This is a genomic window from Amphritea balenae (assembly GCF_003858655.1).
Taxonomy (GTDB): domain Bacteria; phylum Pseudomonadota; class Gammaproteobacteria; order Pseudomonadales; family Balneatricaceae; genus Amphritea; species Amphritea balenae.
The window spans coordinates 225,780-248,953 of record NZ_RQXV01000007.1; the positions used below are offsets into that span (position 1 = coordinate 225,780).

The window sequence follows — 23,174 nt, forward strand, 5'->3', positions numbered from 1 at the left end:
ATAAACCGTCAAAAAATGATGCAGCGGAATTAACCGATGTCTGAGAAACTTTATGAGTAGAAAGCAACCTCGCAAGCCATTGATTGACTCCCCTGTAATCGAAGGGTTAGAGCCGCGAATTCTTTTGTCTGCGGATGTTCCAGGGATTGATGTTGTCACCGCGGAATCTACTCAGGAGACGCCTCCCTCTAATACTGAACTGTTACAGAGTATCGAAACGCAACAGCAGAACGAAACCAACCAGGTTCAGCAACCCGAACAGAATGAAGGTGTCGAAGAGTCAGTAGCTGATGCAGGTACCAGCACGAATACTCAATTGGTCATTATCGATGCTGCCGTGCAGGATTATGAGCAGCTGATCAGTGATATTCAGAATCAGAGTGCGACTGAAACAAATATTGAGATCATCGTGCTCGATGCTCAGCAGGATGGCATTGAACAGATTAGCTCAATTCTGGCGCAGCGATCAGAGCTCACTGCTGTGCATCTTATTTCCCATGGTAGCGACGCTCAGATCACGCTTGGCAGCACCGTTCTCACACAAGATAGCCTGGTTGATAACAGCGCTGCGATAACGCAATGGGCAGAAGCATTTGCTGACAGCGGCGATCTGCTGGTCTACGGCTGTAATCTGGCTGCAAGTGAGGATGGGCAGCTACTGCTGGATCAACTGGCAATCCTGACTCAGGCCGATGTGGCTGCTAGCGATGACCAGACCGGTAGCACCAGTCTGGGTGGCGATTGGCATCTTGAGTATCAAACGGGAGAGATTGAAACCGCCGACCTGCTTGCAAGTATTACCGAGCCGCAGTGGCAGGGCGTGCTGCCAGCTAATACTGCGCCTACTTTTGATATCGGTACGGGGGGGGATGGCACCACCATTACCCCCTTGAGCTCTAAAGGCGATAGTGCTGAAGCCGTCGCAATACAAAGTGATGGTAAGTTTGTCGTGGCAGGCCCTTTTCAGGTTACTGCATCTCAATGGGGGATAACCCGATACCATGCTGATGGTAGTCTCGATACCAGTTTTGGCAGCGGTGGGACGGTTGTTACTGAAATCGATTTTGGAGATAAAGTTTCAGAAATTATCATTCAGGATGATGGCAAAATTCTGGTGACGGGGTGGACTACATCGAACGGAGAGAAAGCATTTGCGATAGGACGCTACAACACCGATGGCTCACTGGATAGTAGTTTCGATGGTGACGGTATTGTCATTACCGATGTGACCGCTGGAGATGATTTTGCCCGTGCAGCAGTGCTTCAGGCTGACGGCAAAATACTATTGGCCGGACAAAGCGGGAATGATGGGTCGCTCGTACGCTACAACATCGATGGTAGCCTGGACACAAGCTTTAGTGGTGATGGCATACTGCAGTCGGGGTTGGCGGGGGTTGATCTTTTTGAAACCGTCGCCCTGCAAACTGATGGCAAAATACTGGCTGGTGGTTCAATTGAGAGCGGAGCAGATACGGTCTTCCTACTGCTGCGCTACAATGCCGACGGTACTCTGGATAATACCTTTGGTACTGCAGGTCAGGTGACGACCGGTTTTGGCAGTGGACAAGAGACTGGTTACGATATTGCAATACAGCCTGATGGCAAAATTGTCTTTGTGGGTACAGCGGTAGGGGCTGATGCCGGAGACATTGGTGTTGCTCGCTACAATAGCGACGGTTCATTAGACAGTAGCTTTGGTGGTGATGGCACTGTCGCTGTTGATATCGGGTCTAGCCTGAATGAAGGCAATGCTGTCGCTCTGCAGGATGATGGCCGAATCGTGGTCGCCGGTATGACAACCGGTGCTACAAATAATGAGGCGCTTGTCGTTCGGCTGAATACCGATGGTACGCTAGACAACAGCTTTGCCAGCAGTGGTATTTATACCCAGGATGTCGGGACCGGAGATGCCGCATTAAATGATCTGGTAATACGAGATAACGGTAATATTCTAGCGGTAGGAAAGGCCAAAGATGGCATTTACAACGATCAACTCGTTATTAACCTGACTGGCGATGGCGTTGTAAATACCCAGTTTGACCCTGTTAGCACTGTTAACAGCCTGGATGGAAACCCAACCTTTATCGAAAATGACCCAGCGGTTGTGCTGGATAGCGATGTTCAGATATTCGATGCTGAGATGCTGAATAATTTTGATGGCGCTAGTCTGACCCTGCAACGCGATGGCGGTGCCAATGTTGAAGATCTATTTTCTGCGACCGGCACCTTATCTGCCCTGACTCAGGGGAGTGCGTTGATGGTTGGTGCCACCAATATCGGTACTGTTACTACAAATTCTGGCGGAACCCTGGTACTGACGTTTAACGCATCGGCAACCAATACCTTAGTCAACCAGACGATGCAGCAGATAGCTTACAGTAATAGTAACGATGTGCCGCCGGCCAGCGTGCAGATCAACTGGGATTTTAATGACGGTAACAGTGGCACTCAGGGCACCGGCGGTGCACTTTCTGGTACAGGTAGTACGACGGTTGATGTTACTGCGGTCAATGATGTACCCGATTTCATGGTGGGTAGCGGGGTAGTTACATCTGGAAATACGGTTCCATCAAGCTTCAATTCTGAATTTCATACGGTTATTCAACCCGACGGCAAAATTATTACTGTGGGCACTGCATCGAACGGCGGTAACTATGATTATGTGGTAAGCCGTTACAACGCTGATGGTAGTCTCGATACCAGCTTTGATGGCGATGGTGTTGCTTATATCGATTTTTTCGGGGCTAAAGATCGGGCTTACGCGGTAGCACTGCAGGATGATGGAAAAATAGTGGTGACAGGCAAGACCTGGAACAGTGAGTTCGATCTGACCGTTGCACGTCTGAATGTCGATGGCAGCCTTGATACCACTTTTAGTACAGATGGATTGATAGTGCTGGAACCAACCGTTGCCGGTAATAGCGATCTGGGCAATGCAGTTGCAATTCAGGCGGATGGTAAAATCCTGGTCGCAGGTGCAAGTGGTACCGACTCTGCGATCATACGTTTTAATGCCGATGGCAGCCTCGATACAAGTTTTAGTGGTGACGGTGTTGCTGTTGATACAACATCAAACTTTTTTTCGGATATTGCTGTTCAGAGTGATGGGAAAATTGTTGTTACTGGTCAGAAATATCAGGCCGGTGAGAAAATTTTCTATGTGGCACGATTTAACACTGACGGAAGTTTAGATAACAGCTTTGATAGCGATGGTATGCAACATATCGATATTGATAATAGCAACCACGATGCGTCCAAAAGTTTATACCTGCAACCTGACGGTAGAATTATGGTGGTAGGGACTGTGGGTGCAGCAGGCAATCTGCAATGGGGCTTTGCCAGCCTCAATGCAGATGGCAGCCCGGATACTAGCTTTAGTGCTGATGGTAAGCAATTGGCAGGAATGGGATATGACGATGGACTGGCTGATCTGGTTTTTTTGAATGATGGCAGCTTTTTTGTCGTGGGCTACGTCTCTAACGATACCTCCAGCTATGTCGCTATCCAGAAATATCTTGCAAACGGTGCAACTGATACCAGTTTTAATGGCGACGGTTTTGCAACAATAACAATTTCCTCTGCCAACAGTTACGCCACCTCTGTTGCTTTGCAGCCTGATGGCAAACTGGTTATAGCCGGTTACGGGGAAACTGCGGGCATGATTGAATCCTTTGTTGCTCGCCTTGATGCCGATGGTAATACGGATACTGAGTTCGTATACGTCAATTCCCTCGATGGTAATCCCACTTATATTGAAAATGGCAGTGCCGTTGTTCTCGATGCCGATGTCGAAGTTCGGGATCCAGAGCTGTCGCAAGCAGATAGTTTTGATGGATCAACACTGACGCTGGTCAGAGATGGTGGCACCAATGCTGAAGACCTGTTCTCAGCGACCGGCACCTTATCTGCCCTGACTCAGGGGAGTGCGTTGATGGTTGGTGCCACCAATATTGGTACTGTTACAACCAATTCTGGCGGAACCCTGGTACTGACGTTTAACGCATTGGCTACCAATGCCTTAGTCAACCAAGCGATGCAGCAGATAGCTTACAGTAATAGTAACGATGTGCCGCCGGCCAGCGTGCAGATCAACTGGGATTTTAATGACGGTAACAGTGGCACTCAGGGCACCGGCGGTGCACTTTCTGGTACAGGTAGTACGACGGTTGATATTACTCCCGCAAATGATGCACCAACCGATCTGATTACTTCAGGAGCTCTTAGCTTAAACGGTGCTTCGCAAGGCTTTCAGGTTCCATCCCTTTCACTGGATACCGGGGGCGATTACACGGTTGAGCTGGAAATAAAACCAGCCACGATTAATCCCAGCGGCTGGTCATACACTCTGGTTAGTGAAAATGACTCCTGGAATAGTAATGGCTTCTTTTTGGATGTTAGCAATGGACGTATTGCTTATAACCAGTACGACAGCACTGTTTGGCAAGGCGGCACTGGAAGTGCGGGTGGTGAACTTGTCATTGATAAGTGGCAAACAGTGACTCTGACGCACACGGCAAGTGGCGATGTTTCGATATACCTGGATGGTGTACAGATTGCATCGGCCACGGGTGTGCCAGATCCTGTTGACTCAACCGGTACCCTTTCGTTCTTAGGTTTTTTCAATGGCGATGTCAGAGAAGTGCGGGTTTTTGATAACGCGCTGTCGGCTGCGCAGGTAGCGTCAGGCCTGACTACTCAGTATGTCGGCGCTGAACCAGGGTTAATATTACTTTATGATTTTTCAGAAACCAGCGGTAACACGGTGGCAGATTCAACAGCCTCAGGTCATACAGGTACATTAAGCAATCCGGAGAATACAAACTGGGTTACGGTTCCTGAAATTGCCGAGAATAGTTTAACCGGAGCGGTTGTCGGTTATCTTTCTGCAACTGATCCCGATGTAGTTGATACCTTTACCTTTTCGATCATTAATGATCCCGCCAATAATTTTGAAATTGTAGGAAATGAAATACGGGTAAAGGCCGGAGCCACGCTGGATTATGAATCCGCACAAAGCCATGACATAACGGTCAGGGTTACCGATGCTGGTGGGTTAACCTACGATGAAGTTGTAACCGTTCAGGTTGAGGATATTAACGAGAGCCCCACGGTAGCAACAAACACGGGCTCAACCGTTGCGGAGGGCTCTACGAATAATATCATCACGACCGCTATGCTCAATGAAGGTGATGTTGATGATGCGGGTGCAGGATTGACCTATACGGTAACCACCGATGTGATTACAGGTACTTTAAAACTCAATGGAGTTGCCATTGGCTTGAATGATACTTTTACTCAGGCTGATATTGATGCTGGCTTGTTAGCCTATGATCATAATGGTTCTCAGGCATTGAGTGACAGTTTTGATTTTTCGTTGGCTGATGGTGGTGAGAATGGCGCAACAGCAGCCACCGGCACCTTTAATTTTACTGTTACAAATGTTGATGACCCTGCCGTAATCACCGGCGATACCAGTTATACCGGTAATGAAGGCGATGCAGTTGCGGGCGACCTGAATGCGACTGATGTCGAGGGCTTGACCGACAGTACTTACTTTACGATCAGCAGTCAGGGCTCTAACGGTATCGCGGCGATTGATCCTGCGACTGGCGCCTGGACCTTTACCCCGACCGATTCTGATTGGTTCGGTTCTGACAGTTTTGAAGTGACGGTAACCGATGACCTGAACGGCACTACAACGCAGCTGATCAGCGTGACTCTGGCCAATGTGGATGATGCTTCGATTATTACTGGCGATACCAGTTACTCAGGCAACGAAGGCGATGTGGTTGCGGGTGATCTGAATGCCACCGACGTTGAGGGCCTGGCCGACAATACTTACTTTACGATAAGCAGTCAGGGCACCAACGGTACCGCGGCGATTGATCCTGCCACTGGCGCCTGGACCTTCACCCCGACCGATTCTGATTGGTTTGGAACCGACAGTTTCGAAGTGACTGTCACCGATGATCTGAACGGTACTACCACGCAGCTAATCAGTGTGACTCTGGCCAATGTGGATGATGCTTCGATTATTACTGGCGATACCAGTTACTCAGGTAACGAAGGCGATGTTGTTGCGGGTGATCTGAATGCTACCGATGTCGAAGGCTTGACCGATAACACTTACTTTACGATCAGCAGTCAGGGCACAAACGGTACCGCGGCCATTGATCCTGCCACTGGCGGCTGGACCTTTACGCCAAGCGATGCCAACTGGTTCGGCTCGGATAGCTTTGAAGTGACTGTCACCGATGATCTGAACGGCACTACCACGCAGCTAATCAGCGTCACTTTGGCCAATGTCGATGATGCTTCGATTATTACCGGCGATACTAGTTACTCAGGCAACGAAGGCGATGTGGTTGCAGGTGATCTGAATGCCACCGATGTTGAAGGCCTGACCGACAGCACTTACTTTACGATCAGCAGCCAGGGCAGTAACGGTACCGCAGCCATTGATTCTGCCACCGGCGGCTGGACCTTTACCCCGACCGATGCCAACTGGTTCGGCAGCGACAGTTTCGAAGTGACGGTGACCGATGATCTGAACGGTACTACCACGCAACTGATCAGCGTGACTCTGGCCAACGTCGATGATGCTGCTGTTATTACCGGTAACACAAGTTATACCGGCAACGAAGGAGACCTGGTTGCTGGCGACCTGAACGCCACCGATGTCGATGGACTGACCGACAGTACCTACTTTACGATAAGTAGTCAGGGCAGTAACGGCACCGCAGCGATTGACCCTGCGACCGGCGGGTGGACCTTCACTCCGACCGATGTTAACTGGTTCGGCAGCGACAGTTTTGAAGTCACGGTCACTGATGATCTGAACGGTACAACAACTCAACTAATCAGCATTACTCTAAGTAATACCGATGATCTGGCTGTTATTAGCGGTGATATTAGTTATACCGGTAACGAAGGCGATGTTGTTGTGGGTGACCTGAACGCTACCGATGTAGACGGCCTGACTGATAGCACCTACTTTACGATTAAAAACCAGGCGACCAACGGCACGGCTAGTGTTGATGTTGCAACCGGTGCCTGGAGTTTTACCCCGACGGACGCTAACTGGCACGGCAGTGACAACTTTACCGTTACCATTACCGATGATCTGGGAGGCACAACTGATCAGGTGATCAGTATTAATCTGAGCAATGTTGACGATAGCGCTGTGATTACCGGTGACACCGGCTATTCAGGTAACGAGGGGGATGCTGTTGCAGGTGATTTGGATGCCACGGATGTGGACGGGCTAACCGACAGCACTTACTTTACGATAAGTAGTCAGGGCAGTAACGGTACCGCGGCGATTGATCCTGCCACTGGGGCTTGGACCTTTATCCCGACTGATGCCAACTGGTTCGGTTCGGACAGCTTTGAAGTGACGGTAACCGATGATCTGAACGGTACCACCACGCAACTGATCAGTGTAACCCTGGCTAATGTTGATGATGCTGCCGTGATTACCGGTGATACCAGTTATATCGGTAATGAAGGTGATGTCGTGAATGGTGATCTGAATGCCACCGATATCGATGGCCTGACCGACAGTACTTACTTCACGATCAGCAACCAGAGCAGCAACGGTACCGCTGCTATTGATCCTGTCACAGGCGGGTGGACCTTTACCCCAACGGATGCTAACTGGTTTGGCAGCGACAGCTTTGAAGTCACCGTCACCGATGATCTGAATGGCACCACGACACAACTGATTAGTATTACGTTGAGCAATACCGATGATCTGGCTGTCATTACAGGCGATGTTAGCTATACCGGTAACGAAGGTGATGTTGTTGCGGGTGATCTTAACGCCACTGATGTGGATGGCCTGACTGACAGCAGTTACTTTACGATCAAGACTCAATCGGTCAACGGCACGGCTAGTATCGATGCTGAGACAGGAGCCTGGAGTTTTACCCCTACCGATACCAACTGGTTCGGCAGTGACAGCTTTACCGTCACCGTCACCGATGACCTGGGTGGCACTACCGATCAGGTTATAAGCATCAATCTGAGTAACGTTGACGACAGTGCTGTGATCACCGGCGATACCGGATTTACCGGCAATGAAGGTGATGTTGTTAATGGTGATCTGAACGCCACCGATGTTGATGGTCTTACCGACAATACTTACTTTACCATTAAGACTCAGGCTACCAACGGCACAGCCAGTATCGATGCCGAGACAGGGGCCTGGAACTTTGCCCCGACCGATGCTAACTGGCACGGTAGTGATAGCTTTACAGTGACTGTCACCGATGACCTGGGCGGCACTACCGATCAGCTGATCAGCATCAACCTGAGCAACGTTGATGACAGTGCAGTGATATCCGGTGATACCGGGTATAGCGGTATTGAAGGGGATGTTGTGAGCGGTGATCTGAATGCCGCCGATGTTGATGGCCTGACCGACAGTACTTACTTCACGATCAGCAACCAGGGCAGCAACGGTACCGCGGCCATTGATCCTGTCACAGGCGGGTGGACCTTTACCCCGACCGATATCAACTGGCATGGCAGTGACAGCTTTACCGTTACCGTCACCGATGATCTGGGCGGCACCACCGACCAGGTAATCAATATCAACCTGAGTAATGTTGATGACAGTGCCGCTATTACCGGTGATATTGCTTATATCGGTAACGAAGGCGATGTCGTCAGTGGTGATCTGAACGCCACTGATGTTGATGGTCTGACCGACAGCACCTACTTTACTATCAAGACGCAGTCTGCGAATGGTACTGCCAGTATCGATGCGATTAGTGGAGCTTGGAGTTTTACTCAGACTGATCCGAACTGGTTTGGCAGTGACAGCTTTACGGTCACCGTCACCGATGACCTGGGCGGCACGACCGATCAGGTGATCAGTATCAACCTGAGTAATGGTGATGATCTGTCCATTATCACTGGCGATACCAGCTATACCGGTAACGAAGGCGATGCGGTTGCCGGTGATCTGAATGCGACTGATATTGAAGGCCTGACCGACAGTACTTACTTTACCATCAAGATACAATCTGCGAATGGTACAGCCAGTATTGATGCTGAGACCGGTGCCTGGAGTTTTACCCCTACTGATGCCAATTGGCACGGTAGCGATAGCTTTACTATTACTGTTACCGATGATCTGGGCGGCACCACCGATCAGGTAGTCAGTATAAACCTGAGCAACGTTGACGATAGTGCCATTATTTCCGGTGATATAGGTTATACCGGCAACGAAGGCGATGTCGTGAGTGGTGACCTGAACGCGACTGATGTGGATGGTCTGACCGACAGCAGTTACTTTACGATCAAGACTCAATCGGTCAACGGCACTGCCAGTATTGATGCTGAAACCGGCGCCTGGAGCTTTACCCCAACCGATTCAAACTGGCATGGCAGTGACAGCTTTACCGTCACCGTTACCGATGATCTGGGTGGTACCACCGATCAGGTGATCAGCATAAACCTGAGTAACACCGATGATCTGGCAGTTATTACCGGGGATATTGCTTATGCCGGTAATGAAGGTGATGTTGTTGCAGGTGATCTGAACGCTACTGATATTGATGGTCTGATCGACAGCACTTACTTTTCTATTAAGACTCAATCTGCGAATGGTACAGCCAGTATCGATGCCACGACCGGAGTTTGGAGTTTTACCCCGACCGACTCGAACTGGCACGGCAGTGACAGCTTTACCGTGACCGTTACCGATGATCTGGGTGGTACTACTGACCAGGTAATCAGTATCAACCTGAGCAATGTTGATGACAGTGCGGTGATGTCTGGCGATACAGGGTATAGCGGTATTGAAGGGGATACCGTCATAGGTGATCTGAACGCTACCGATGTGGATGGTCTGACCGACAGCAGCTACTTTACGATCAAGAATCAAGCCGCCAGCGGCACTGCCAGCATCGATAGCGAGACCGGGGCCTGGAGCTTTACCCCGACCGATACCAACTGGCACGGTAGTGACAGTTTTACCGTCACCGTTACCGATGATCTGGGTGGCACTACCGACCAGGTGATCAGCGTTAATCTGAGTAATGTTGATGACAGTGCCATTATTACCGGTGATACCGGCTATACCGGCAACGAAGGCGACGCGGTAACCGGTGACCTGAACGCAACCGATATCGATGGCCTTGCCGACACGACTTATTTTAGCATCAGTAGTCAGGGGGTTAACGGTACAGCAGCTATAGATGCTATTAGCGGGGCCTGGAGCTTTACCCCGTCTGACGCTAACTGGTTCGGCAGTGACAGCTTTACCGTCACCGTTACTGATGATCTGGGCGGCACCACCGACCAGATGATCAGTATTAACTTGAGTAACCTGGACGATAGTGCAGTGATCACGGGTGATACAGGCTATACCGGAAATGAAGGTGATACGGTTGCCGGTGATCTGAATGCTAGCGATGTTGAAGGCCTGACCGACGGTACTTACTTTACCATCAAGACGCAGTCAGCGAATGGTACGGCCAATATCGATGCTGTTAGTGGGGTCTGGAGCTTTACCCCTACTGACGCTAACTGGCACGGCAGCGACAGCTTTACCGTTACGGTCACCGATGATCTGGGCGGTACCACTGATCAGGTAATCGGTATCAACCTGAGCAACGTTGACGACAGTGCCATTGTTTCTGGCGATACAGGTTATACCGGCAACGAAGGTGATGTTGTCGCTGGCGATCTTGATGCTGCTGATGTGGACGGTCTGACCGACAGCAGTTACTTTACCATCAAGACTCAGTCCGCCAACGGTACAGCCAGTATCGATGCTGCAACCGGGGCCTGGAGCTTTACGCCGACGGATGCCAACTGGTTCGGCAGTGACAGCTTTACAGTGACTATCACTGATGATCTGGGTGGCACTACCGACCAGGTAATCAGTATCAACCTTAGCAATGTCGATGATCCTTCCATCATTACTGGCGACACCGGCTATTCAGGCAACGAAGGTGATGTGGTTGCGGGTGATTTGAACGCAACCGATGTTGAAGGTCTGACCGACAACACCTACTTTACGATAAGCAGTCAGGGCGGTAACGGTACCGCAGCAATTGATCCTGCCACCGGCGCCTGGACCTTCACCCCGGCCGATGCCAACTGGTTCGGTTCTGACAGCTTCGAAGTGACAGTAACCGATGATCTGAATGGTACGACCACGCAACTAATCAGCGTAACCCTGGCCAACGTCGATGATGCAGCAGTTATTACCGGCGACACGAGTTATACCGGCAACGAAGGTGATGTGGTTGCGGGTGATCTGAATGCCACCGATGTCGAGGGTCTGACCGACAGTACTTACTTTGCCGTTAGTAGCCAGGGCTCTAACGGTTCCGCGGTGATTGACCCTGCGACCGGCGCCTGGACCTTTACCCCGACCGATGCCAACTGGTTCGGCAGCGATAGCTTCGAAGTGACGGTAACCGATGATCTGAATGGTACTACCACGCAACTGATCAGTGTGACCCTGGCCAATGTGGATGATGCTTCGATTATTACCGGCGACACCAGTTATACCGGCAACGAAGATGATGTTGTTGCGGGCGATCTTGATGCGACTGATGTCGAGGGCCTGACCGACAACACTTACTTTACCGTTAGTAGTCAGGGTAGTAACGGCACCGCGGCGATTGATCCTGCCACCGGCGCCTGGACCTTTACCCCGACCGATGCCAACTGGTTCGGTTCGGACAGTTTCGAAGTGACGGTAACTGATGATCTGAACGGCACCACGACGCAACTGATCAGCGTCACATTAGCCAACGTTGATGATGCTTCCATCATTTCCGGCGATACTAGTTATACCGGGAATGAAGGCGATGTTGTTGCGGGTGATCTTGACGCTACCGATGTGGAAGGTCTGACCGACAGCACTTACTTTACGATAAGTAGCCAGGGCACTAACGGTACCGCGGCCATCGATCCTGCCACTGGCGCCTGGACCTTTACCCCGACCGATTCTGATTGGTTCGGTTCAGACAGTTTCGAAGTGACGGTAACCGATGACCTGAACGGCGCTACCACGCAGCTGATCAGTGTGACTCTGTCCAACATCGATGATGCTTCCATCATTACCGGCGATACAAGTTATACAGGGAATGAAGGCGATGTTGTTGCTGGCGATCTTGATGCTACCGATGTGGAAGGTCTGACCGACAGCACTTACTTTGCAGTTAGTAGCCAGGGCTCTAACGGTACCGCGGCGATTGATCCTGCTACTGGCGCCTGGACCTTCACCCCGACCGATTCTGATTGGTTCGGTTCTGACAGTTTCGAAGTGACTGTGACTGATGATCTGAACGGTACAACGACTCAACTGATCAGCGTGACATTAGCTAATGTCGATGATGCTTCCATCATCACCGGCGATACCAGTTATACCGGTAATGAAGGCGATGCCGTCGCTGGTGATCTTGATGCCACCGATGTCGAAGGTCTGACCGACAGTACTTACTTTGCCGTTAGTAGTCAGGGTACTAACGGTACCGCGGCGATTGATCCTGCGACCGGCGCCTGGACCTTTACTCCGACCGATGCTAACTGGTTCGGTTCGGACAGTTTCGAAGTGACTGTCACCGATGACCTGAATGGCACTACCACGCAACTGATCAGCGTCACCCTTGCCAATGTCGATGATGCTTCCATCATCACCGGCGATACCAGTTATACCGGTAATGAAGGCGATGCCGTCGCTGGCGATCTTGATGCCACCGATGTCGAAGGTCTGACCGACAGTACTTACTTTGCCGTTAGTAGTCAGGGCAGTAACGGTACCGCAGCGATTGATCCTGCGACCGGCGCCTGGACCTTTACGCCAAGCGATGCCAACTGGTTCGGTTCGGATAGCTTTGAAGTGACAGTCACCGATGATTTGAATGGCACCACCACGCAACTGATTAATGTAACTCTGGCCAATGTCGATGATGCGGCGGTTATTACTGGCGATACTAGTTATACCGGCATGGAAGGGGATGCTGTCGCTGGTGATCTGAATGCAACCGATGTTGAAGGCCTGGCTGACAGTACTTACTTTACGATAAGTAGCCAGGGGACAAATGGTACCGCGGCGATTGATCCTGCCACGGGCGCCTGGACCTTTACCCCGACCGATGCCAATTGGTTTGGCAGCGACAGTTTTGAAGTGACGGTGACCGATGATCTGAATGGCACAACGACGCAGCTGATCAGCATAACCCTGGCCAATGTCGATGATGCAGCGGTTATTACCGGCGATACGAGTTATACCGGCAATGAAGGCGATGTCGTGAGTGGTGATCTGAATGCCGTTGATATCGATGGCCTGGCTGATAACAGTTATTTTTCGATCAAGACTCAGTCCGCTAACGGTACAGCCAGTATCGATGCTACGAGTGGCAGCTGGAGTTTTACCCCGGCAGATCCAAACTGGTTCGGCAGTGACAGCTTTACCGTCACTGTCACCGATGATCTGGGCGGCACCACCGACCAGGTCATCAGTATCAACCTGAGTAATGGCGATGACCTGTCAATAATTACTGGCGATATCGGTTATACCGGTAACGAAGGCGATGTGGTGGCGGGTGACCTGAACGCCACTGATGTAGATGGTCTGGCTGACGGCACCTACTTTACGGTTAAGACTCAGTCTGCCAACGGTAGCGCCAGTATTGATCCTATTACCGGTGCCTGGAGCTTTACCCCGACCGATGCCAACTGGCACGGCAGTGACAGTTTTACCATCACTGTTACCGATGATCTGGGCGGTACCACCGATCAGGTGATCAGTATCAACCTTAGCAACGTTGATGACAGTGCCATTATTACCGGCGATACCGGCTATACCGGTAACGAAGGTGATGTTGTCGCTGGTGATCTGAATGCTACCGATGTGGACGGGCTGACCGACAGCACTTATTTTAGCATCAAGGCACAATCTGCGAATGGTATTGCCAATATTGATGCTGCGACCGGGGCTTGGACCTTTACCCCGACTGATTCAAATTGGCATGGCAGTGACAGCTTTACAGTCACCGTTACCGATGATTTAGGAGGCACCACCGATCAGGTTATCAGTATTAATCTGAGCAACGTTGACGACAGTGCTGTGATAACCGGGGATACCAGTTACTCAGGTAACGAAGGCGATGTGGTTGATGGCGATCTGAACGCCACCGACGTCGAAGGCCTGACTGATGGCACCTACTTTACGATCAGCAGCCAAGGCGCTAACGGTACTGCGGCGATTGACCCAACCACGGGCGCCTGGACCTTTACCCCGGCCGATGCTAATTGGTTTGGCAGCGACAGTTTCGAAGTGACGGTAACCGATGACCTGAACGGCACCACCACGCAACTGATCAGCGTGACTCTGGCCAATGTCGATGATGCTTCCATCATTACCGGCGATACCAGTTATACCGGTAATGAAGGCGATGCCGTTGCGGGCGACCTGAATGCCTCCGACGTTGAGGGCCTGACCGACAACACTTACTTTACGATAAGCAGTCAGGGCACAAACGGTACCGCGGCCATTGATCCTGTGACCGGCGCCTGGACCTTTACGCCAAGCGATTCTAATTGGTTCGGTTCTGACAGCTTCGAAGTGACGGTAACCGATGATCTGAACGGTACTACCACGCAGCTAATCAGCGTCACCCTGGCCAATGTTGATGATGCTTCGGTTATTACCGGTGATACCAGTTATACCGGCAACGAAGGTGATGTTGTTGCTGGTGATCTTGATGCCACTGACGTTGAAGGCCTGACCGATAACACTTACTTTGCCGTTAGTAGTCAGGGTACTAACGGTACCGCGGCCATTGATCCTGCCACCGGCGCCTGGACCTTTACACCGACCGATTCTGATTGGTTCGGTTCTGACAGTTTCGAAGTAACGGTGACCGACGATCTGAACGGCACGACCACGCAACTGGTCAGCGTGACTCTGGCCAATGTTGATGATGCTTCGATCATCACCGGTGATACCAGTTACTCAGGCAACGAAGGCGATGCCGTTGCGGGCGATCTTGATGCAACCGATGTCGAGGGCCTGACCGATAACACTTACTTTGCCGTTAGTAGCCAGGGCTCTAACGGTACCGCGGCCATTGATCCTGCCACTGGCGCCTGGATCTTCACCCCGACCGATGCCAACTGGTTTGGTTCGGACAGCTTTGAAGTGACGGTGACTGATGATCTGAACGGCACTACCACGCAGCTGATCAGCGTGACTCTGTCCAACGTCGATGATGCTTCGATTATTACCGGCGACACCAGTTACTCAGGCAACGAAGGCGATGTTGTTGCGGGCGATCTTGATGCCACCGATGTCGAAGGTCTGACCGACAGCAGTTACTTTACGATAAGCAGTCAGGGCAGTAACGGTACTGCAGCGATTGATCCTGCGACTGGGGCCTGGACCTTTACCCCGACCGATGCCAACTGGTTTGGTTCGGACAGCTTTGAAGTGACGGTAACCGATGACCTGAACGGCACGACTACGCAACTGATCAGCGTCACCCTGGCCAATGTTGATGATGCTTCTATCATTACCGGCGACACCAGTTACTCAGGCAACGAAGGCGATGTTGTTGCGGGCGACCTGAATGCAACCGATGTTGAGGGCCTGACCGATAGCACTTACTTTGCCATTAGTAGTCAGGGCGCAAACGGTACCGCGGCGATTGATCCTGCCACCGGCGCCTGGACCTTTACCCCGACCGATGCCAATTGGTTCGGCTCTGACAGTTTCGAAGTGACGGTAACCGATGACCTGAACGGTACGACCACGCAACTGATCAGCGTGACTCTGGCCAATGTTGATGATGCTTCTATCATTACCGGCGACACCAGTTACTTAGGCAACGAAGGCGATGTTGTTGCGGGCGACCTGAATGCAACCGATGTCGAGGGCCTGACCGATAGCACTTACTTTACGATAAGCAGTCAGGGCAGTAACGGTACCGCTGTCATTGATCCTGCCACCGGCAGCTGGACTTTTACCCCGACCGATACCAACTGGTTCGGTTCTGACAGTTTCGAAGTGACGGTAACCGATGACCTGAACGGCACGACTACGCAACTGATCAGCGTGACTCTGGCCAATGTGGATGATGCTTCGATTATTACCGGCGATACCAGTTACTCAGGCAACGAAGGCGATGCCGTTGCGGGCGATCTGGGCGCCACCGATGTTGAAGGCCTGACCGATAACACTTACTTTACGATAAGTAGCCAGGGCACCAACGGTACTGCGGCCATTGATCCTGCCACTGGCGGCTGGACCTTCACCCCGACCGATTCTGATTGGTTCGGTTCTGACAGTTTCGAAGTGACGGTAACCGATGACCTGAACGGTACGACCACGCAACTGATCAGCGTGACTCTGGCCAATGTTGATGATGCTTCGATCATCACCGGCGATACCAGTTACTCAGGCAACGAAGGCGATGTTGTTGCGGGCGATCTTGACGCTACCGATGTCGAGGGCCTGACTGATAACACTTACTTTGCCGTTAGTAGTCAGGGCTCTAACGGTACCGCAGCCATTGATCCTGCCACTGGCGCCTGGACCTTTACGCCGACCGATTCTGATTGGTTCGGTTCTGACAGTTTTGAAGTGACGGTAACCGACGATCTTAACGGCACCACGACGCAACTGATCAGTATTACTTTGAACAATGCCGATGATCTGGCTGTCATTACAGGCGATGTTAGCTATACCGGTAATGAAGGCGATGTTGTTGCGGGTGACCTGAACGCTACTGATGTAGATGGTTTGACTGATAGCAGCTACTTTACGATCAAGACCCAGGGGTTAAACGGTAGTGCCAGTATCGATGCCGTAACCGGAAGCTGGAGTTTTACCCCTACTGATGCCAATTGGCACGGTAGTGATAGTTTTACTGTGACCGTCACCGATGATTTGGGTGGCACTACTGATCAGATGATCAGTATCAACCTGAGTAACGTTGACGACAGTGCCCTTATAACCGGTGATACGGCCTATAACGGTAACGAAGGCGATGCCGTGAGTGGTGATCTGGATGCTACCGATGTGGATGGCCTGACAGACAACTCTTACTTTACGATCAAGAGCCAGGGGGTAAACGGTAGTGCCAGTATCGATGCTGAAACCGGGGCCTGGGCCTTTACCCCGACCGATGCGAACTGGCACGGCAGCGACAGTTTTACAGTGACTGTCACTGATGACCTTGGCGGTACCACCGATCAGGTGGTCAGTATTAACCTGAGTAACCTGGATGACAGTGCGATCATCTCAGGTGATATCGGGTATAGCGGTATCGAAGGGGATACCGTAACCGGTGACCTGAATGCGGCCGATGTGGATGGTCTGACCGACAATACTTACTTTACCATTAATACTCAGGGTACCAGTGGCACAGCCAATATAGATACCGCAACCGGAGCCTGGAGTTTTACCCCGACCGATGCCAACTGGCATGGCAGTGATAGCTTTACCGTTACCGTCACCGATGATCTGGGCGGTACCACCGATCAGGTCATCAACATCAGTCTGAGCAACGTTGACGACAGTGCCATTATTACCGGCGATACCGGCTATAGCGGTAACGAAGGCGATACAGTTGCCGGTGACCTGAATGCCACCGACGTTGACGGTCTGACCGACAGCACCTACTTCAGTATTAAAAACCAGCCTGCAAATGGCAGTGCCAGTATTAATGCCGAAACTGGCGCATGGAGCTTTACCCCGACCGATCCGAACTGGTTCGGCAGTGACAGTTTCACTGTTAGCGTTACCGATGACCTTGGCGGCACTACCGACCAGGTGATCAGTATCAACCTGAGTAATGGTGATGATCTTTCAATTATCACAGGCGATACCAGCTATACCGGTAACGAAGGCGATATGGTTGCCGGTGATCTGAATGCTACCGATGTTGAAGGCCTGACCGACAGTACTTACTTTACCATCAAGACACAATCTGCGAATGGTACAGCCAATATTGATCCTGCGACCGGGGGCTGGAGCTTTACCCCGGCTGACCCTAATTGGTTTGGCAGTGATAGTTTTACCATTACTGTTACCGATGATCTGGGCGGCACTACCGATCAGGTAATCAGTATCAACCTGAGCAACGTTGACGACAGCGCTATTATTACCGGCGATACAGGTTATACCGGTAATGAAGGTGATGCCGTGAGTGGTGATCTGAATGCCACCGATGTGGATGGTCTGACTGACAGCAGTTACTTTACGATAAAGAGTCAGGGGTTAAATGGTAGTGCCAGTATCGATACCGCAACCGGAGCCTGGAGCTTTACCCCAACCGATCCGGACTGGCACGGTAGCGATAGTTTTACCGTCACCGTTACCGATGATCTGGGCGGCACCACTGATAGGGTGATCAGCATCAATCTGAGTAACACCGATGATCTGGCTATTATCACCGGCGATATCGGTTATACCGGTAACGAAGGCGATGTCGTGAGTGGCGACCTGAATGCCACCGATATCGATGGTCTGAACGACAGCAGCTACTTTACGATCAAGAATCAGGGTTTAAACGGCAGTGCCAGCATTGATGCCGCAACCGGAGTCTGGAGCTTTACTCCTACCGACTCGAATTGGCACGGTAGTGACAGCTTCACCGTAACCGTCACCGATGATCTGGGCGGCACCACTGATCAGGTGATCAGCATCAACCTGAATAACGTTGATGACAGTGCAATAGTGTCCGGCGATATCGGCTATAGCGGCACTGAAGGCGATATCGTTAGTGGTGATCTGAACGCTAACGATGTGGACGGTCTGACCGACAGCAGTTACTTTACGATCAAGAATCAAGCCGCCAGCGGCACTGCCAGTATTGATGCTGCGACCGGTGCCTGGAGCTTTACCCCGACCGATACCAACTGGCACGGCAGTGACAGTTTTACCGTGACGGTGACGGATGACCTGGGTGGAACTACCGATCAGGTGATAAATATCAGCCTGACTAATGTTGACGATAGTGCAATTATTACCGGTGATACCGGCTATACCGGCAACGAAGGTGATGTGGTAAGCGGTGATCTGAATGCCACTGATATCGATGGGCTGACGGATAATAGTTACTTCAGCATTAAAAATCAGCCCGCGAATGGTACAGCAAGCATTGATGCTGTAACCGGAGGCTGGAACTTCACCCCGACTGATCCGAATTGGTTTGGTAGTGATAGCTTTACCGTGACCGTGACCGATGACCTGGGTGGCACCACTGATCAAGTGATTAGTATAAACCTGAGTAATGGTGATGATCTGTCAATCATCACGGGTGATATCGGTTATACCGGCAACGAAGGCGATGTCGTGAGTGGTGACCTGAACGCTACTGATGTGGACGGCCTGATCGACGGTAGCTATTTTACGATCAAGACTCAGTCTACCAATGGCATTGCCAGTATCGATGGTACGACCGGGGCCTGGAGCTTTACCCCGACCGACGCCAACTGGCACGGCTCGGATAGCTTTACCGTTACAGTCACCGATGACCTGGGTGGCACTACCGATCAGGTGATCAGTATCAACCTGAACAACGTTGATGACAGTGCGGTGATGTCCGGCGATACCGGGTATACCGGTAGCGAAGGTGATGTAGTCAGTGGCGATCTGAATGCGACCGATGTGGATGGGCTGACCGACAGCACTTACTTCACGATTAAGAGTCAGGGGAGCAATGGCAGTGCCAGTATCGATGCTGAAACCGGCGCCTGGACCTTTAGCCCAGCCGATCCGGATTGGCATGGCAGTGATAGCTTTACTATTACCGTCACCGATGACCTGGGCGGTACCACTGATCAGGTGATCAGTATTAGCCTGAGTAACGTAGACGATAGCGCAGTGATAACCGGGGATACCAGTTATACCGGTGTAGAAGGGGATATAATCACTGGTGACCTGAACGCGACCGATGCGGATGGTCTGACCGATAGCACCTACTTTACGATAAAGACGCAGGGTACAAACGGTAGTGCCAGTATCGATGCTGAAACCGGCGCTTGGACCTTTACCCCGACCGATCCGGATTGGCATGGCAGTGACAACTTTACTATTACCGTCATCGATGATCTGGGCGGTACCACTGATCAGGTGGTTAGCGTTAACCTGAGTAACACCGATGACCTGGCTATTATCACAGGAGATAATAGCTATATTGGCATTGAAGGCGATGTGGTAAGTGGTGATCTGAATGCGACTGATGTTGATGGTCTGACCGATAGCACTTACTTTACGGTTAAAAGTCAGGCGACTAACGGTACTGCGAGTATCGATGCAGCGACTGGCGCCTGGAGCTTTACCCCGACCGATGCCAACTGGTTTGGCAGTGATAGTTTTACTATTACGGTCACCGATGATCAGGGCGGTACCACCGATCAGGTGGTTAGCGTTAACCTGAGTAACATTGACGATAGTGCAGTGATCACCGGCGATACCAGCTATATCGGTAACGAGGGAGATACCGTAGCTGGTGATCTTAACGCTACCGACGCAGACGGCCTGACCGATAGCACTTACTTTGCCATAAGCACTCAGGGCTCCAGCGGTACCGCAGCGATTGATCCTGTGACCGGCGCCTGGACCTTTACCCCGACGGATGCCGACTGGTTCGGTTCCGATAGCTTTGAAGTCACCGTCACTGACGATCTGAACGGTACCACGACGCAACTAATCAGCGTGACTCTGGCTAATGTCGATGATGCTTCGATTATTACTGGCGATACCAGTTATACCGGTAATGAAGGCGATGCTGTCGCTGGCGATCTTGATGCCACCGACATCGAAGGTCTGACCGACAGCACTTACTTTACGATAAGTAGTCAGGGTAGTAACGGTACCACGGCGATTGACCCTGCCACCGGCGCCTGGACCTTCACTCCGACCGATACCAACTGGTTCGGCAGCGACAGCTTCGAAGTCACCGTCACCGATGACCTGAACGGCACCACGACCCAGCTGATCAGCGTCACATTAGCTAACGTCGATGATCCTTCCATCATTACCGGTGATACGAGCTTCTCGGGCAATGAAGGTGATGTTGTTGCGGGCGATCTTGATGCGACAGACGTTGAAGGCCTGACCGATAGCACCTATTTTACGATCAGCAGTCAGGGTAGTAACGGCACTGCAACCATTGATCCTGCCACCGGAACCTGGAGCTTTACCCCGACCAATGCTGACTGGTACGGTTCCGATAGTTTCGAGGTAACCGTAACCGATGACCTCAACGGCACAACTACGCAGCTGATTAGCGTGACTCTGGCGAATGTCGACGATGCGGCGGTCATTACCGGCGATACCAGCTTCAATGGCAATGAAGGAGCGGCTGTAATCGGTGATATTAACGCTACCGACGCAGACGGCCTGGCCGATAGCAGCTACTTTACCATCAGCAACCAGGGCTCCAGCGGTACTGCAGCGATTGATCCTGTGACCGGCGCCTGGACCTTTACCCCGACGGATGCCAATTGGTACGGTTCCGATAGTTTCGAGGTAACCGTAACTGATGACCTCAACTGCACAACTACGCAGCTGATTAGCGTGACTTTGGCGAATGTCGATGATGCTGCTGTTATTACCGGCGACATCAGTAACTCAGGTAATGAAGGCGATGTAATAACTGGTGATCTTAATGCCACCGATGTTGAAGGCCTGACTGACAGCACTTACTTTACTGTTAGTAGTCAGGGTTCCAATGGAACTGCAGGTATTGATCCTGAGACCGGAGCCTGGACTTATACCCCGACAGACGTTAACTGGTTTGGCAGTGACAGCTTTGAAGTCACCGTCACCGATGACCTGAACGGCACCACCACCCAGTCGATCAGTGTTACATTGGCCAATGTGAATGATACGCCAGTTATTACGGGTGTTGATACCGGAGCGGTGACGGAAGATATTGATCCTGATGGCGATGGTTTGCTTGAAGTCAGTGGAACCCTGAATATTACTGATATTGATGTCGGTGAGTCTTCATTTGTCGCCGAAACGGTTAACGGCAGCTATGGTGATCTGGTTATCGGTAATGCAGGTAACTGGAGTTACAGTGCCAATAACACTCAAGCTATGGTTCAGGGGCTGGATGTCACAGAAACCCTGATTGATACCCTTACCGTCACCAGTGCTGATGGAACAACTCATGATGTTGTGATTACCATAAACGGTGCAGAAGATACGCCTCGCTTTAATAGCACAGCACTGACCACCGTGGTTCAGGATAACTTGTATAGCTATAACATCATTACCTCAGATTCGGATGCTGTAGATACTTTGATGATCAGTGCTCCGACGCTGCCGGCCTGGCTTACCCTGATCGACAACGGTGATGGCACAGCGAGTCTTTATGGAACGCCTGGAACCTCTGAGATTGGTGTGCACAATGTGGTTGTACAGGTCAGTGATGGTGATACTTTTAGAAATCAGGTGTTCAGTATCAGGGTATTTGATAATTCGGCAGTGACTCCTCAACCGGAGCCGCCTCAGATAATTCCCGTGCCTGAACCTGAGTCGGAGTATGAGTTACCATCTGAACCTGATTCGGAACCGGAAAGAGTGACTGTTGCCACGACAGCACCAGCATCGGTGGGTACGCCTGATAAGTCGGTTGAGCCTATCGAGGTTTATGATGTGGTATTGCAGGTACTGAATCCTGTGTTTGAGAATCAGCACGTGGAAAGAGAAGACAGCGATCTGTCTTCTGATCAGAATCAAATCCATGAACTGCTTTTGGCAAAACAAAACGATACTGCAACTGATCGGGTGATAGAGCATCTGCTAGCTCGTGATAGTGAGTCGGGGTTTGCCGCAGAGATGGAGCAGGTTGCGATCGACATGAAGGCATCAACGGATGCCGAACAGCGTAAGGATAAGATTTTCACTGAGTCACTTGCCGGGATATTTATGGCATTAACGGTTGGCGTCTTCAGTACATTGTTACGCGGTAGTTCACTGCTTGCCAGTCTGTTGTTCTCATTACCATTCTGGAAATGGTTTGATCCTCTTCCAATTCTTGCAGCGGGTAAAAAGAAAAAAAAGCAGGCTGAACAAGCTGAAGCTGAATCAAAGTCCAGGTCCGAACAGGGTAAGGATGAAAGTCGAAACATAGATGATCTTTTTGAACGATAGGTTAGTTATTAATGATTAGTTACACAGGGTAAATTCA

Annotated in this window: 1 protein-coding gene; it reads left to right on the forward strand. The window is 51.1% G+C overall.

Annotated features, from left to right (window positions below; translation table 11 throughout):
• The first annotated feature begins 52 nt into the window (after positions 1 to 52).
• Entirely contained in the window at positions 53 to 23,137 is a 23,085-nt protein-coding gene (locus EHS89_RS13745) for a tandem-95 repeat protein (RefSeq protein WP_124926728.1), read from the forward strand.
• Positions 23,138 to 23,174 lie beyond the last annotated feature (37 nt).

Coding starts and splice junctions, on each gene's coding strand:
- EHS89_RS13745 (WP_124926728.1), top strand. CDS start 53: ATGAGTAGAAAGCAACCTCGCAAGCCATTGATTGACTCCCCTGTAATC.